The organism is Paenibacillus silvestris (assembly GCF_009882985.1).
Taxonomy (GTDB): Bacteria; Bacillota; Bacilli; order Paenibacillales; family NBRC-103111; genus Paenibacillus_E; species Paenibacillus_E silvestris.
In genome coordinates this window covers 768,650-784,458 of record NZ_WTUZ01000040.1, presented here as the reverse complement: position 1 = coordinate 784,458, position 15,809 = coordinate 768,650, and the positions used below count along the sequence as shown (strand labels likewise).

Here is a 15,809-nt window from a genome sequence, read left to right as displayed (position 1 = left end):
TTTATTATTTTTTATGTGATCTTTCACTTGTTTCGACAAACATTTCAAATTGAACGTGGTAGATTATTCCTGTATTTAAGGTGGAAAGGGTGAGCGCTTTCAATAATGTCAGCAAATTGATCTCAATTCGCACTATCTTGCTGTCTGTTTTTCTTTTGCTCATGATTCTGCCTCTAGTCGTAATTACCTATATTACCTATAAAAAGGAAAATGAATTGTTTCAAAAGCAGGTAAGCCAGTATTTGTTGCAAACGGTAGGGCAGACGCAGCGGGCTTTGGATGCTAATCTCTCCGAGATTGATCGGCTCACTTGGACGTTGCTGTATGAACAGTCGCTTGATTTCTTAAATGGTCCCTTGGACTCGTCCTATCCATTGTTCGAAGCTAATCAAAAGTTTAAAAATATGGTGTATTCCAATCTGTTTCGTGGCAGGCTCGAGCACATCCGTGCCATCTATTTTATAACGGCGGGGCATGAGGTTCTTTCGACAGAAAATTTATTTTACACGTATGAGCAAGTGGATCGAGTCAATATTCAGTTTGTGATGGATCAGATTGAGCGTCAGCCCTTAAAGATGAACTGGTTTAGCGATAAAAGGTCGATCTACCGTCTTAAGGACGGTTTCGAAACGCCAGTTCGCGCATCCGTCACGGCTGCCAGGCGGCTCATTGACAGTAACACAGCTAAGCTTAGGGGCTATTTATTTGTGCAGTTTAACGATCGTTTCATTAGCGAGCATTTGCGCAACGTTCAAATTGGTTCAACAGGCTCGCTGCTAGTCACGGATGCGTCTGGTGATGTCATTTATCAGCAAGATCCTCAGCTGTCTCCGAATAATAAAATCAGCCAAGCCATACATGACTTGCCGGCTCAAGGCCAAGGGCTGCAAATTGTTGATGGCAAATGGCTTCTCGCTTTCGACACCTCCCAAATTAGCGGTTGGAAGATGACGGCGGTCGTTCCCATCAATGAATTAATTGGCCCCAATCAGAAAATATTGCGGTACTTGCTGATGATGTCGGCCATTGGAGCACTAGTCGCGGTAATCGTCTCATTTCTACTGGCTACCGCCATTTCTAAGCCGGTTATTAATCTTGCCCGATTAATGGCATTCGCTGCGAAAGACAATCTTCACGTACGAGATACGCAAGGACCGATTCAAGAGATCAGCATTTTGCAATTTAGTTTTAACCGATTGATGGACCGTATTCAGGCTTTGATTCATGAGAATGAAAGGCAGCAGAAAGAGAAACGCGAGGCACTTCTGCAAGCGCTGCAAATGCAGATCCATCCCCATTTTTTATATAATACGCTCGATATGATTTATTGGATGGCTAAGAAGCACAAAGCGGAATCCATCAGCAAGCTGGTAACGGCGCTCGGACGGTTCTTCCGTTTCACCTTAAATGCCGGTCAGGAGTGGACGCTACTTGGGAAAGAACTTGAGCATGTGGAGAACTATTTGCAAATTCAATCCTTCCGGTACAGAGACAAGCTGTATTACGAAATTGAGATAGATCCTGAAGTTACCTTTGTAAGAGTTATGCCGCTTATTCTGCAGCCGTTAGTTGAAAACGCTTTAGAACATGGCATATCCAAAAGCCAAGATGGCGGGAAGATAAGGATAAGAGCGTTCCGGAGCGAAGAGAAGGTGCTAATCGTCATTTCGAATACGGGCAGACAGGTCGATCTGGAGCATGTTCGGCTGTTGCTGCAGAATGCTGCATCAAACACGCATGTGGGCCTGCGAAATGTTCAACAAAGAATTCAGACCGCTTTCGGAACTGAATATGGCATTGAGGTAGCGGCTGGTGAGGATCAAGGAGCGTTGGTAACGGTTACAATCCCTTATCGATTGGCTTCGTTCCAGGAGGATCAAGAGGGGGCATAGCATTTGAAAATGCTGCATTTCAATCGATTAATGTTGGTTTCGTTCGTCTTGCTTCTAGTTTGGGCGCTGAGCAGTTTACTGTTGCTCGATCGGGTGACTGTTGATTCGCCTAAAGCAGTAGCGAGCCCAAAAAAAATAAAAGTATTGATTCGTACAGGTACGGAATCTACTGCGATGCGCCAAATTTCCCAGACGTTTGAAGCGGATACGGGCATCCAGGTGGAATTCATCGAGTTGGGACGAGATGTGTATTTTACCTCCGTTGGCACGCAGCTGTTGGCAGGAACAGAGTCGTTCGATATTGTCTCTATTCCCAATACATCGATTGCTCAATTCGCAGCAGTTCGTGCCATTCTTCCACTGGATTCCTTCATGAATGATAAAGAATTGACGGATATCCAGTCGTTTGATGTTAGCGACTTTTTGGCCACGTACAAATATCAAGATACGACCTATGCCTTGCCAACAGATATTAGCACGCATTTCCTGTATTATCGAAGTGACTTAATTCCAAACCCACCGGAAACTTGGGACGAGTTATTTCAATTAGCCAAGGCGTATAGCAGAAGTCAGAACCCCACTTCCCCCACGAGATGGGGACTTGCTATGCCAGCTGTTGTACCGGAAGAAAGATCCAAGATCTTCGCTTCTTTGTTATGGTCATACGGCGGCGATGTGTTGAATGAAGAAGACGGGAACGTCTTGTTGGATCGAGAGGAGTCGATTCAAGCCGGCAAATATATCGAGCAGCTGGTCCAGGAGAAGGTTGTTCCGCAGGATTTGCTAAGCTGGGATTTCACCAGAACCCGCGACGCTTTGATAGCCGGCGAGATTGCCATGGCCGCTCCTTATTGGAATGCGGCGTATCCCATGATCAAGCAAAATAGCGACCCCAATAAAGACGCGATAAAAATTGCATTAATCCCTGGCACGAAGGATCAGCTTGGCCATATCAAGCGAGTCCCGTTTCAGCATGGTTGGACGCTCGCCATTAATGCTAGTTCCAGAAATTCGGTGGACGCCTGGAAATTTCTCCAGTATGCAACTGGCAAACGCGGCGGAATGATCTATGCCCAGCAGGGGGGAGTACCGGCAAGACGCTCCATTCTAGCCGATCCGTCCTTTGAGGAGACGAGACCCGACTTTGCTTTAATTTTGAAAAGCATGGAGATGGCCAAAATTGAACCTTCCATCAGCTATTATCCGGCTATGGTGGAAATCGAAGAGAGGGCTTTGGCCAAAATCATTACATCTTTTGCCAAGCCGGAAATATCATTTAAAGATGCAGCTAATGAATTACGTCAGCTTTCAATGAAAATGAATGGAAATTTGAAATAGGATGGAGGATGACTCGATGAACGCGACCGTTTGCCGTGCCGTGATTATTGATGACGAAACCTGGATTCGCGAAGGCTTAAGCGAGCATATCAATTGGGAACTGCTGGGGATTGAGCTGGTTCAAGTGTTTCAAGACGGCCTCGAAGCTATCCGCTATATGGAGGAACACCCCGTCGACATTCTGTTGTCGGATATTCGGATGCCCAATATGACCGGTCTTGAATTAGTTGCTAGATTGCGCGAATTAGAGAAAGAAAGTCGTTTGCTGTCGAACACGAAGGTTATTTTCCTTAGCGGATATGGTGATTTTAAATATGCCCAGGAAGCGCTCCGATTAGGTGCTGTGGATTACCTGCTTAAACCTTCGGATGTGGAAGAAATTGAAGTGGCTTTGCAGAAAGCAAAGATGTTATGTACGAATGAGGCAGCAGCGCCAGACAAAAGTACACAAGATCAGAAGGTTGCTGAGGAACCTAGCTCATATTTAATTAAGAAAGCGCTTCAAATGATGAGCGCGAGGTTCACAGAGGATCTGCATCTCAATCAGATTGCTGATGAGTTATTCGTGACCTCGAATTATTTGAGCAGGTTGTTCCGTCAAGAGACGGGCAAATCGTTCAGCGATTATTTATCGCAGCTGCGCATAGAGAAAGCCTGTGAACTTCTTGGCAGCAGCAACCTCAAGATTTATCAAATTGGGGAGTCTGTCGGTTATCCGAATCCCCGTTATTTCAGTGAATGGTTTCAAAAGCAAAAGGGGATGTCGCCTGGCGATTATAGGTCAAAGCATGCCTAATTAACAGGAATTGCGTTTTGTGCAAAAAAACAGAATAAAAGATAGATTTACCTCATTAAAAGAAATTCCCCAATTGAGTAAGATAATTTTGTAAAGCGGTTTCATACAAAAGCGATCTGAAAGGGGAAGTACTGTGAAACGTAAATTATCTTTGATTCTTTCGGCTGTCACATTAACGAGTTCACTTCTTACGGCATGCGGCTCCAACACCAATGAGGCGACAAACAGTCCGGCTCCAACCACGGCTGCAGCAGCTAACACGCCTGCCGCAACAGCAACACCTGCTACTCCAGCTCCGGCTGCTGCTAAGAAACAAGTGGAAATCTTCAGCTGGTGGACGGGTGCAGGTGAGGAAGCGGGTCTACAAGGACTTATTAAACTGTTCAAAAATAAATATCCGGACATTGAAGTGATTAATGCGGCTGTTGCCGGCGGTGCCGGAACCAATGCCAAAGCTGTTCTCGCCTCCCGCATGCAAGGTGGAGATCCGCCTTCAGCGTTCCAAGTTCATGGCGGAGCAGAACTGAATACAGGCTGGGTGGCTGCAGCCAAGGTAAGCCCATTGAACGACCTGTACGACAAGGAAGGTTGGAAGGATAAGTTTCCGAAAGACCTGATCGAGATGGTTAGCAAGGACGGCAACATTTATTCGGTACCGGTTAATATTCACCGGGGGAATGTTATTTTCTATAACAAGAAAATTTTTGACCAGAATGGTTTGAAAGCGCCTACGACGTTTGATGAATTTATTAAAGTGGCAGACGCTTTGAAAGCGAAGGGCATCACGCCTTTGGCACTCGGTGATAAAGAACCTTGGACAGCTACCATGTTGTTCGAAAATGTGTTGCTTGGCGAATTTGGCGCTGACGATTACAAAAAGTTATGGACTGGCGAAATTCCATTTGATGACGCTCGCGTGAAAAAATCGCTCGAAACATTTAAAAAGATGCTCTCCTATACGAATAAAGACCATGCTGCTCGTAACTGGCAGGATGCTGCTCAGTTGGTAGCCAAAGGTGAAGCAGCAATGAACAACATGGGAGATTGGGCAAAAGGTTATTTCACAACAGATCTGAAATTGAAAGTAAACGAAGATTTCGGTTGGGTTGCGTCCCCGAATACAGACGGTACGTTCATGGTTGTGACGGATACGTTTGCATTGCCGAAAGACTCCAAAGATCAAGCAACGGCTAAAGAGTTTCTGAAGGTGCTTGGCTCCGTAGAAGGTCAAGATGTATTTAATCCGCTGAAGGGTTCCATTCCGGCAAGGGTTGATGCGGATGTTTCCAAATACGACATCTATGGGAAAACGACGATCGAAGATTTCAAAAAGAGCAAGCTGACTCCAAGTATGGCCCACGGCTCAGCAGCGCCTGAAGGCTTTACGACACAAGCCAACCAAGCGATTAATATTTTCGTGACCCAAGGCGATGTAGAACAAGCGGCAAAAGCACTGAAACAAGCACAAACTGCCAATGGGATGAAGAAATAAGTTTGAAAAATCGACAGGGCCAGATGTTGGAATTAGGCATCTGGCCCTGTTTTTCTGGAGTGTGAATAGATGAATGCTTTTCGCTCAAAGTCGGAGAAACTTGTGCCTATCGCCATGTTGTTACCGTCTTTAATTGCAATCGCCATATTTGTATATGGTTTTATCGCCTGGACCGGTTACGTGTCCCTATCCGAGTGGAACACACTTGTTAAGAACCTGACTTTCGCTGGATTCAGCAATTATGCTTTTCTATTTCAAGATTTCCGGTTTCAATCTGATTTAAGAAATACGGTGATGTTTACCGCTCTATTTATCGCAGGCGGCATGTTTGTTGGCTTATTTTTGGCGGTCATGGTAGACAGGAAGATTAAAGGGGAAGCTTTTTTTCGAAATATATTCGTATTTCCAATGGCACTTTCTTTTGTTGTAACCGGGGTTGTGTGGCAGTGGATATTGAACCCAACGACGGGGGTTAACTTACTGCTGAAGTCACTCGGCGTTACGAATGTGCCCAATTGGTTTATTAGTACAGAGATTATACCCAAAATCTCGATGGGCCAGATTAATTTTGGCCTACCGGTAGCCATTATCGCTGTTGTTATTGCGGCCATCTGGCAAACGTCGGGATTCGCAATGGCCATGTATTTGGCTGGATTAAGGAATATATCCGATGAACTGCGGGAAGCTGCACGCGTGGATGGCGCAACGGAATGGCAGGTGCTTCGGAAGGTGATCTTGCCGCAGCTGAAGCCAATTACGATGAGCTTGATTATCATTTTGGCGCATATATCCTTGAAAATCTTCGATCTCGTCTATGCCATGACAGGTCCTGGCGCGATGTTTGTCACAGATGTGCCGGGCGTGTACATGTTTGAAACGACATTCCGCGGAAATCACTATGCCCAAGGTGCAGGAATCGCCATGATTATGCTGCTGCTTGTTTCCTTGTTAATCATTCCTTACTTAATTTCGAACTTGCGCAAGGGGGAGGATTAATATGTCAATGGAGCGTGTGAATCGTTCGCTGCTATATGCCGCACTAATCGTTCTGGCGATTCTTTATCTGATTCCGGTATATGTCATGCTCATTACGAGCGTCAAGGGACTGAATGAAATTACACTCGATAAAATGTGGGCGCTGCCTGAGTATTTTAACTTGAAAGGCTATCAAGAAGCGCTCAAGAAGCTGATCCCGAATTTGACGAACAGCTTCTTGCTCGCTATCCCAGCGACGTTGTTATCTTCCTTGTTAGGATCATTAAACGGCTATATTTTATCCAAATGGAAATTTAAAGGATCCAACTTTTTATTTTCACTCATGCTATTCGGGATGTTCATCCCTTACCAAAGTATTCTTATTCCATTAATTCAGTTCTTGCAATCTATTAAGCTATACAACACGATTCCTGGATTAATTCTTGTGCATGTTATCTACGGTTTGCCCATTTGCACGTTGATGTTTCGCAATTTTTATGTGGGAATCCCAACGGAAGTGCTGGAGTCAGCCAAAATCGATGGAACCGGATTTTTCGGCATTTATCGGTATATCATGATTCCTCTTTCACTAACCGGATTTGTTGTAGTAGGCATCTGGCAATTCACTAGCGTATGGAACGAATTTCTGTTTGCCGTTACGCTGACAACCCAGAAGCAGCAACCGATCATGGTTGCTCTGCAAAATCTGTCAGGCAGTCAAATCGTACAGTGGAACGTACAGATGGCTGGAGCAATATTGGCCGCTTTACCTACGCTGCTTGTGTATATTTTCTTGAGCAAATATTTTATTCGAGGCCTCCTCGCTGGTTCAATTAAAGGATAAAAGAAGGCTCAGAAAGGAAAAATCTGCATGAAACCTAAAATGCTTAGTATCCACCTGGCACTCATCATTTGTATGTTGTTGATTCCGATGTCCACTTGGGCAGCAGACCTCAATACGTTTACGCTAGCCATCAGTAATGATAAACCAGAGGTAGGGAAAGACAAGGAACTTAAAGTTACGGTAACAGGGGATAACCTTCTGGATATTTACGCTTATGAAGTGAACGTTGTCTATGACACGAACCAACTGCGATTTAAGGACGCGAAGAGCGCACTAACCGGTTTCTCCATTCCTGCGATCGTGAAAGATAATCACATTCAATTCGCAAGTACCAAAATTGGCAATGTTGCCGGGGAAAGCGGGAAGGTTGCACTATGCACGCTTACTTTCGAACCGATTGGCAAAGGTCAAGCAGCGGTAGAACTGACGGATGTGAAGCTTGTCACCAGCAAAATGGTTTCTACAAAACAAAATGCGGGCACGCAAATCGCTATGGATATCAAAAACGACAATGCGGCTATGTTTCGTGATATTGCAGGGCATTGGGCGAAAGCAGCGATTGAAAGAGCAGCGAAGCTGGGCTTTGTCAACGGTTACGAGGACGGTACCTTCCAGCCTCAGGGACTCGTCACACGCGCAGAGTTCGCAACGATGCTAGCTCGTGCTATTCATTTGCCGCCCAAGGACAATGCAGAGCTTGCGTTTGCAGACCAGTCTTCCATACCTGCGTGGGCCAAATCAAGCATCTCGTCAGCTGTAAGCGCCGGCATTGTGTCGGGATATGAAGACAACACGTTCCGTTCAGGCCAAATGATCTCTCGAGCCGAAATCACCACAATGATCGTGCGGGCTTTAGGTATTCAAGCAGACGAGCATAAATTATCGACTTTTGCCGATAAAGACCAAATGCCTGCGTGGGCCCACTCTTACATCGCAGAGGCTGCTGAAGCTGGGTTGATCCAAGGCAAGGGAGATAATCTGTTCATGCCGAATGACAATGCGACCAGGGCAGAGGCGGTCACACTCATTCTATCTTTGCTTGATTATAAGAAATGACATACAGCCAACATACATAAATCTAGAGGGGATATCAGGCAATGAGAACAAGGAAAAAGTGTAAGACGTATCTTGTATACGCGCTGCTCATTCTTTTATCGGCTAATTGGTTCGCTGAAAGCTCACTTGCCAAAGCTGAAGAAGCCATCCATGCCACCTTGTCCGGCGAGGACAAGGTGCAGGCGGGCCAAGCCTTTAATCTGACCTATGGAATAAAGGGTGTCACAGAAGCTGTCTACGCCCAGGATCTAACCATCACTTATGATGCTGAGCGGTTGGAATTTATCGATGCAGACTCATTGAAGGAAAATTTCTCTATAGCTGGCCTGTCAGCAACACCTGGACATGTTCGGATTATTGCGGTAAGTCATGGAGCGAAGTATGCCATTCAGGAAGACAGTGAGCTGCTAACGCTTCACTGGCGTTCTAAATCGCTTAGTCAGGCTGCTGCCATGACCGAGGTGGCGATAAGCCATACGGTCGTTTCGAACGGTGACGGTGTGGAAATCAACGTAAGCGGAGCGACACATACCGTTTCCATTCGTAACTCCCAGCCTGCGGATTTGAATGGAGACAACAAATTCTCGATCGGTGATTTGGCGATTGCAGCAGCTTCTTATGGCAAAACGTCGGCCGACCCCGATTGGGCAAGTCATGTGAAAGCTGATATTCATGCCGACGGCAGGATTGATATTTTGGATTTGGCCATCATAGCCAAAGCTATCTGGAATAGCTTGCCGACTACACCTATGCCCCCAGAATGGACGGCAGAAAAACGGCTTGACGTATCCGATGTGTCGAGCACAGGAGTGACGTTGCATTGGTCCGGGGCGACCGATCCAGTCGGTGTGACCGGCTATAAGATCTATCAGGATGGGGAAGTTTTAGGCACCGTGACAGGAAGTGTTTATCAATACGCGATTACGGCTTTGCAGCCGAATATGGCGTATACCTTTAAGGTGGAAGCGGGCAATGCATTCGGGCAGTGGAGCACAGATGGTCCAAGTGTTACTGTCACTACGCAGCCAAACCCACCATCCAGTGATTTAAATAGTGATAACAGAATTTCTGTGGGGGATCTGGCTATCGTTGCGTCGGCTTACGGCAAGTCGTCAACCGATGACGATTGGGCAAAATACGAGCGAGCGGACATGAATCGGAGTGGGAAGGTAGACATCGAGGACCTGGCCATGATGGCTAGTGAGATTTTTCGATGAAGGCGCAAAGTGAAGGGAGAGGCGGCTTGCTGCCCCCCTTTTTGTTTACTTGGATGACGCTGGAATAGAAATGTGATTATTTTATCGGAAGAAAAGATAGATTTACCGCATAGTTAAAGCCTGGCTCTTTCAGTAAGATATGTATGGGGAAGCGCTTACAGCTGATCATCGAAAGGAGGTTGCTTGAATCTTTAAGATTAGATTGGCTTTGAAAACAATAATGGGAGGTTTTCTGGAATGGGTAACCGGAAAGCTAGGAAATTTCTGGCTATGGCAACAAGCATTACACTTCTAGCAGGGTCATTTTATCTGCCTACGACGCAGCGGGCATCAGCTGCTCCTGCTGCAGAAGGAGCCGACTTTGCCTCGTCATTTGAGGCTAGTGACCCCCTTGTGACTTGGGAGAATACCGTGGAGTCAGACAGCGAAGGGAATCCTTTGAAATCCGGTATTGACGGGAACACACCGTTTGCCGGCATTCCGGGCAGCATCACGAATAAGGTCGTTGAAGTCACAGCAAGAGGAGAATACGCGTCATCTGGTGAAGTTGCGGCTAATTTGATTGATTCAAACTCGAACTCCAAATGGCTCGATACAAGCTCGACCAGCTGGGTAAGATTCAAGCTTAGCGAGGCGTCGGCAGTCGTGAGATATGCCTTGACCTCAGCGAATGATTCGGCAGGAAGGGATCCTAAAAACTGGCAGTTTGAAGGCTCCAATGACGGCAGTGCTTGGACTACGCTGGATACGAGAACCAATCAGACATTTAGTGAACGCTTTCAGACCAAAGTGTATGACTTTGCGAATGAAACACCTTATACCTATTACCGGTTAAACATTACAGCGAACAGCGGCGATTCTTACATACAAATGTCCGAGTTTCAGATTTCCAATGGCATTATTCTCCCTCCTCCTCCACCAGCAGATATGAAGTCGTATGTCTCGAACGGACCGTCAGGCCTTTATAATGCGAAATCCAATGCAGGTTGGACAGGGGCAAAAGGTTTTACGTATTCCGGGACCCATTTGGTTGATGGCAGAGCTTACTCCTACAATAAAGTTTATGATGCGAACATTACTGTGTCGCCAACGACAGAACTTTCCTACTACATTGCTCCTGAATTTACGGATAAAGCCCAGATGGACTACTCCAGCACTTACGCAGCGGTTGATCTCGCCTTCTCAGATGGCACTTATCTGCATAATCTTGGTGCGCTGGATCAACATGGCATTAAACTTAATCCTCAAGATCAAGGCAACTCCAAGACGCTTTACAACAACCAATGGAATTTCAAAAAATCCAACATCGGGGCCGTTGCCTCCGGAAAAACAATTAAACGCATCCTAATTGCTTATGATAACCCGGCAGCGAAGGCGGGAACAGGCTTCAAAGGTACAATTGATGATGTCAAAATCGAGGGTGCACCTACACCTGCCAATTACAGCCGACTCTCCGATTATGCCAACATCCTCAGAGGCACGCAGTCCAATGGAACTTTCTCCAGAGGAAATAATATTCCAGCCGTTGCCGTACCGCACGGATTTAATTTCTGGATTCCCAAAACAAATGCAAGCTCCGATTGGGCTTATTATTACAACCAAAGCAATAACGCAAACAACTTACCAACGATTCAAGCTTTCGCATTAAGTCATGAACCAAGTCCTTGGATGGGAGATCGTCAAACGTTTCATGTGATGCCTTCCGACACCGTGGGAACTCCGAATATTAACCGCACGACACGGGCATTGCCGTTCAAGCATGATAACGAAATTGCCAAACCTTACTACTACGGCGTTACTTTTGAGAACGGTCTCAAAACAGAGTTTACGCCAACGGATCATGCGGCTATGTTCCGATTCACGTTTGCTGGGGATTCATCTAATCTGCTCTTTGACAATCAAAGCAATAGTGGCGGTATTACGCTGGATGCTGCTAACAATGCAATTTCTGGCTACTCCGATCAAAAAAGCGGCCTTTCTACAGGTGCAACACGCATGTTCATCTATGCCACCTTCGATAAACCTGTAACCGCAAGCGGCAAACTGACAAGCAGTGGCGGCGGTGGAACGAATGTGCAGGCCTACTACAAATTCGACACCACGACGAATAAAGTCGTTACCATGAAGATTGCAACTTCCTTAATCAGTTTGGATCAGGCAAAGAAAAATCTTGAGTTAGAAATCAGCCCTGCCGATACATTTGAAACGATTAAAGAAAAGGCTCAAACACAGTGGGATCAACAAATGGGCATTATTCAGGTGGAAGGTGCTTCAGAGGATCAACTGATCACTTTATACTCCAACATGTACCGTTTATTCTTGTATCCGAACTCCGCATTTGAGAATGTTGGCACGAATGAAGCGCCGGTATTCAAGCATGCGGATCAAACTCCGATTACGACCTGTTCCACAAGTACGGCAACAACCTCATGCGCCAAGATTAATGACGGCAAAATTTATGTCAATAACGGCTTCTGGGATACGTACCGTACGGCATGGCCAGCTTATTCTTTACTAACACCGACGAAAGCTGGAGAATTCATTGACGGCTTCGTTCAGCATTATCGGGATGGCGGATGGATATCCAGATGGTCCTCTCCTGGCTATGCCAACTTGATGGTAGGCACAAGCGCGAATGTTGCTTTTGCGGATGCCTATTTGAAAGGTGTTACGAACTTCGATGTTCAAAGCTTCTATCAATCTGCGTTGAAAGACGCTGCGGTTACACCGCCGAACGCCAATGTGGGCAGAAAAGGGATGGCTACATCCGTTTTTGATGGCTACACCAATACGGATACAGGCGAAGGATTGGCTTGGGCTGTAGATGGTTACATCAATGATTACGGCATTGCAAACTTGGCTGATGCGCTGGCTAAGAAAAATGATACGAGCGATGCTTACAGCGCTCACTATAAGGATGACCAACAATATTACATCAATCGGGCACAAAATTATATCAACATGTTTAACCCGAATTTAGGATTCTTCAATGGCAGAACCGCAAGCGGTGCTTGGCGAAATACACCTGCGAATTTCGATCCTAGAAACTGGGGCGGGGATTATACGGAAACCAATGCTTGGAATATGGCTTTCCATGCTCCGCAGGATGGCCAAGGTTTGGCAAATCTATACGGCGGCAGAGAGAAGTTGGCTGAGAAATTGGATCAATTCTTCAGCATTCCGGAACCTGCTTCCAGCTCCAATGCCGGTTCCTATGGCGGTGTCATTCATGAGATGACAGAAGCCAGAGATGTCAGAATGGGTCAGTATGGACACAGCAATCAACCGTCACACCATATTATGTACATGTATAACTACACAGGGCAGCCTTGGAAAACACAGGAGAAAGTTCGCGAAGCGTTAGACCGGCTGTACCTAGGCAGTCAAATCGGCCAAGGGTATGCAGGCGATGAGGACAACGGCGAGATGTCCGCATGGTACATTTTCGGAGCGTTAGGCTTCTATCCGCTTAAAATGGGTAGTCCTGAATACGCCATTGGCGCACCACTGTTCAAAAAAATAACGATTCAACTTGATAATGGAAAAAAACTCGTTGTCAATGCGCCAAATAACAGCAAAGAGAACAAGTACGTTCAAAGCCTGAAAGTCAATGGCGAAGCATACACGCAAACATCGATTCCGCATGCTGTAATTACAGCAGGAGCTACGCTTGACTTCGAGATGGGACCTGCACCTTCAACTTGGGGAAGCGGCGATCATGACGTGCCAACATCCATTACCCAGGGTTCAGATGTACCTGCTCCACTGAAAGATTTGACCGATAAATTGGTTGCTCAAGGATTTGCGAAAGTGACTGACAGTACGAATAGCTCCACAATTGGTAACTTGTTCGATAATAGCTCGAACACCCGAGCTACTTTAAACAGCGCGACGCCATGGATTCAGTATCAATTCCTCGGCTCGAAAAAGCAGGCCGCCATGTATACCTTGACTTCAGGCAATACAGACGGCGACGCGAAAAGTTGGATGCTGAAAGGTTCGAATGACGGCCAGAATTGGACTGTATTGGATCAAAGAACGAATGAAACTTTTGCATGGCGTTCGTATACCCGGCCTTTTGCTATCCAAACGCCAGGGAAATACGAATTCTACCGATTAGAGGTTACAGAGAATTCCGGAGCGGTCTCCACTTCATTAGCTGAAATCGAGCTCTTGGGTTATCCGACTCCACCTGTCAACGATGAAACTGCGGTAGCAGAGACAGTTAAAGGCTTGGATTTAGGCAACACGAGCGCTGTGACTAAGAAGCTGACGTTACCTAGCGGCAACTTTGAGTTTGGCACAACCATTACATGGGTAAGCTCCAACCCAGCCATCCTCTCTAACGAAGGGAAAATCATCAAGCGTCCTGATTTTGGACAGCCGAATGTAAGCCTAACGTTGACGGCAACAGTGAATAGAGGCAGCGTAAGCGCGACGAAGGTCATCACGGTTACCGTGCTTGCTCTAAATGAAACGGATTTAAGCTATGAAGCTGGCACTGATTTCAAAACAGGGCTTGAAGCAGGCGATGTTATGCCGGCTTGGGATAACCGTACGATCGAGTCGAAGAACATAGGCGAGTTCTGCTGTGGAATTGGCGGTGTTGAAACGAAGGCCGGCACACCAGGACGAAATAACAGCACAAGTGCGATCCTGTATTCCGGTAATGCGACAAGTGCCGTAGAGAACTATGCTTATAATCAAATGTTTGATGCTGATTTTGACATTAAACCGTCCACAGTGCTTTCTTACTGGATTAATCCAGAAGGCAGTGCAGGAACCGTATTGCCTGGCAATACCAGAACAACAAGTCAGCATTATGCAGTTGACCTACTGTTCACGGATGGTACGTACTTGCACAATCTGGGTGCCGTCGATCAAAATGGTGTCGGTGTTAGTCCGCTGACACAAGGAAATGGCGGTAAACTTGTTTCCGATCAATGGAATTTTGTTACATCCAATATTGGAGCGGTGGCAGCCGGTAAAAGGGTAGATAAAATTCTCATTTCCTTTAATGCAACGGGTAAAACGGGATATTCACGCGGTTATTTCGATGATATTTCCATCGAACATGGCAAGAGTGAGCCAAGTGCATTCATATCCGGCAGCTCAGCCGTTTCAGCCGGTCAAACGTTTGATTTGACATATGGATTAGGCGGAGTGACACAAAGCGTCTATGGTCAAGATATCACGTTTACTTATAATTCGGACCTCTTCGAATTGATTTCTGGTAAGTCGGTGAAGAAAGACGATTTCGTTATCGTGGATGAGAAATTAGCTCCTGGTCAAAGCCGATACCTTGCCGTTCATGTCGGCGCGAGTGCTTCCCAGCCAAACGGTGCCCTGTTGACGCTTCAATTCAAAGCGAAGACATCGGACAATGGCGCAACCGGCACAGTCGCTGTATCCCAGCTTGTTGTTGCTGATGGAGAAGGTAAAGAGACGGAAATGCCAGGCGTTTCGAAAACGATAAGCATTAAAGCTGTGGATAAAACAGCACTGAACAGCCTGATCACGGAAGCGCAAGCGGTACATGATGCTGCTGTGGAAGGAACTAAATACGGCCAATATCCGGTAGGTTCCAAAGCTATTCTGCAAGCGGCTATTGATACGGCGAAAGCAGCTTCAGTGAATCTACAAGCTACACAGGATGAAGTAGATCAAGCGAGAGCTCAGTTGAACACAGCTTTGCAAACGTTCAAGAATGCAATTAATAGCACTGTTGATAAAGCAGCGCTTAATGCCTTGATTGCAGATGCACAAGCTAAGCATGATGCAGCCGTAGAAGGCACCAAAACCGGCCAATATCCTGCTGGCGCTAAAGCACTTCTGCAAGCGGCAATTGACGTTGCCAGTCAGATCGCAAGTGACCCAGCATCTACGCAAGCTCAAGTAGATGGAACTGTGACTGAACTGAGTGCGGCTCTGCAAGGCTTCCTTGCATCCGTGAATACCCGCATGCCTGAGGATATGAATGGTGACGATAAGTTTACCATAGGTGACTTGGCCATTGTGGCTTCGTATTATGGAAAGGATTCCACAGATGTTAATTGGAACCTGTACAAAAAAGCGGATTTAAGCGGTGATGGCTACATCGATATCGCCGATCTTGCGATCATGGCAAGTAAAATATTGAATTAATAGCTACATGTCGGGAGGATGGCGGGCGGCAATCGTCTTCCTCCCGATTTTTCAC

9 protein-coding genes are annotated in these 15,809 nt (G+C 46.2%); all 9 read left to right on the top strand.

All coding sequences use genetic code 11. The annotated features are described in order from the left end of the window. Positions 1-89: 89 nt before the first annotated feature. The 9 genes from GQF01_RS37015 (at position 90) to GQF01_RS35505 (ending at position 15,754) form a co-directional block, all read left to right on the top strand. Positions 90-1,892 carry a sensor histidine kinase gene (locus GQF01_RS37015; RefSeq protein ID WP_161412030.1) on the top strand — a complete coding sequence of 601 codons (1,803 nt, stop codon included), beginning with the start codon at positions 90-92 and terminating at the stop codon, positions 1,890-1,892. Positions 1,893-1,901: 9 nt separating this feature from the next. Then, positions 1,902-3,230 (top strand): ABC transporter substrate-binding protein, encoded by a 1,329-nt coding sequence (locus GQF01_RS35540; protein ID WP_235960884.1) that lies wholly within the window; start codon positions 1,902-1,904, stop codon positions 3,228-3,230. 16 nt (positions 3,231-3,246) lie between these two features. Then, complete coding sequence (locus GQF01_RS35535; RefSeq protein ID WP_161412028.1) at positions 3,247-4,026, top strand: response regulator transcription factor; 780 nt, start codon at positions 3,247-3,249, stop codon at positions 4,024-4,026. 133 nt (positions 4,027-4,159) lie between these two features. Beyond that, positions 4,160-5,518, top strand: coding sequence for an ABC transporter substrate-binding protein (locus GQF01_RS35530; RefSeq protein ID WP_161412027.1), 1,359 nt, complete (start codon positions 4,160-4,162; stop codon positions 5,516-5,518). Between the two features lie 69 nt (positions 5,519-5,587). Further along, the gene (locus tag GQF01_RS35525) at positions 5,588-6,514 is read left to right on the top strand and encodes a carbohydrate ABC transporter permease (protein WP_161412026.1); all 927 of its coding nucleotides are present in this window, start codon (positions 5,588-5,590) and stop codon (positions 6,512-6,514) included. Positions 6,515-6,521: 7 nt separating this feature from the next. Then, positions 6,522-7,337 carry a carbohydrate ABC transporter permease gene (locus GQF01_RS35520; RefSeq protein WP_407945450.1) on the top strand — a complete coding sequence of 272 codons (816 nt, stop codon included), beginning with the start codon at positions 6,522-6,524 and terminating at the stop codon, positions 7,335-7,337. Between the two features lie 27 nt (positions 7,338-7,364). Then, entirely contained in the window at positions 7,365-8,393 is a 1,029-nt protein-coding gene (locus GQF01_RS35515; protein ID WP_161412024.1) for an S-layer homology domain-containing protein, read from the top strand. Positions 8,394-8,434: 41 nt separating this feature from the next. Further along, the gene (locus GQF01_RS35510; protein WP_161412023.1) at positions 8,435-9,610 is read left to right on the top strand and encodes a cohesin domain-containing protein; all 1,176 of its coding nucleotides are present in this window, start codon (positions 8,435-8,437) and stop codon (positions 9,608-9,610) included. A gap of 237 nt (positions 9,611-9,847) precedes the next feature. Continuing rightward, positions 9,848-15,754, top strand: coding sequence for a GH92 family glycosyl hydrolase (locus tag GQF01_RS35505; RefSeq protein ID WP_161412022.1), 5,907 nt, complete (start codon positions 9,848-9,850; stop codon positions 15,752-15,754). The last annotated feature ends 55 nt before the right edge of the window (positions 15,755-15,809 follow it).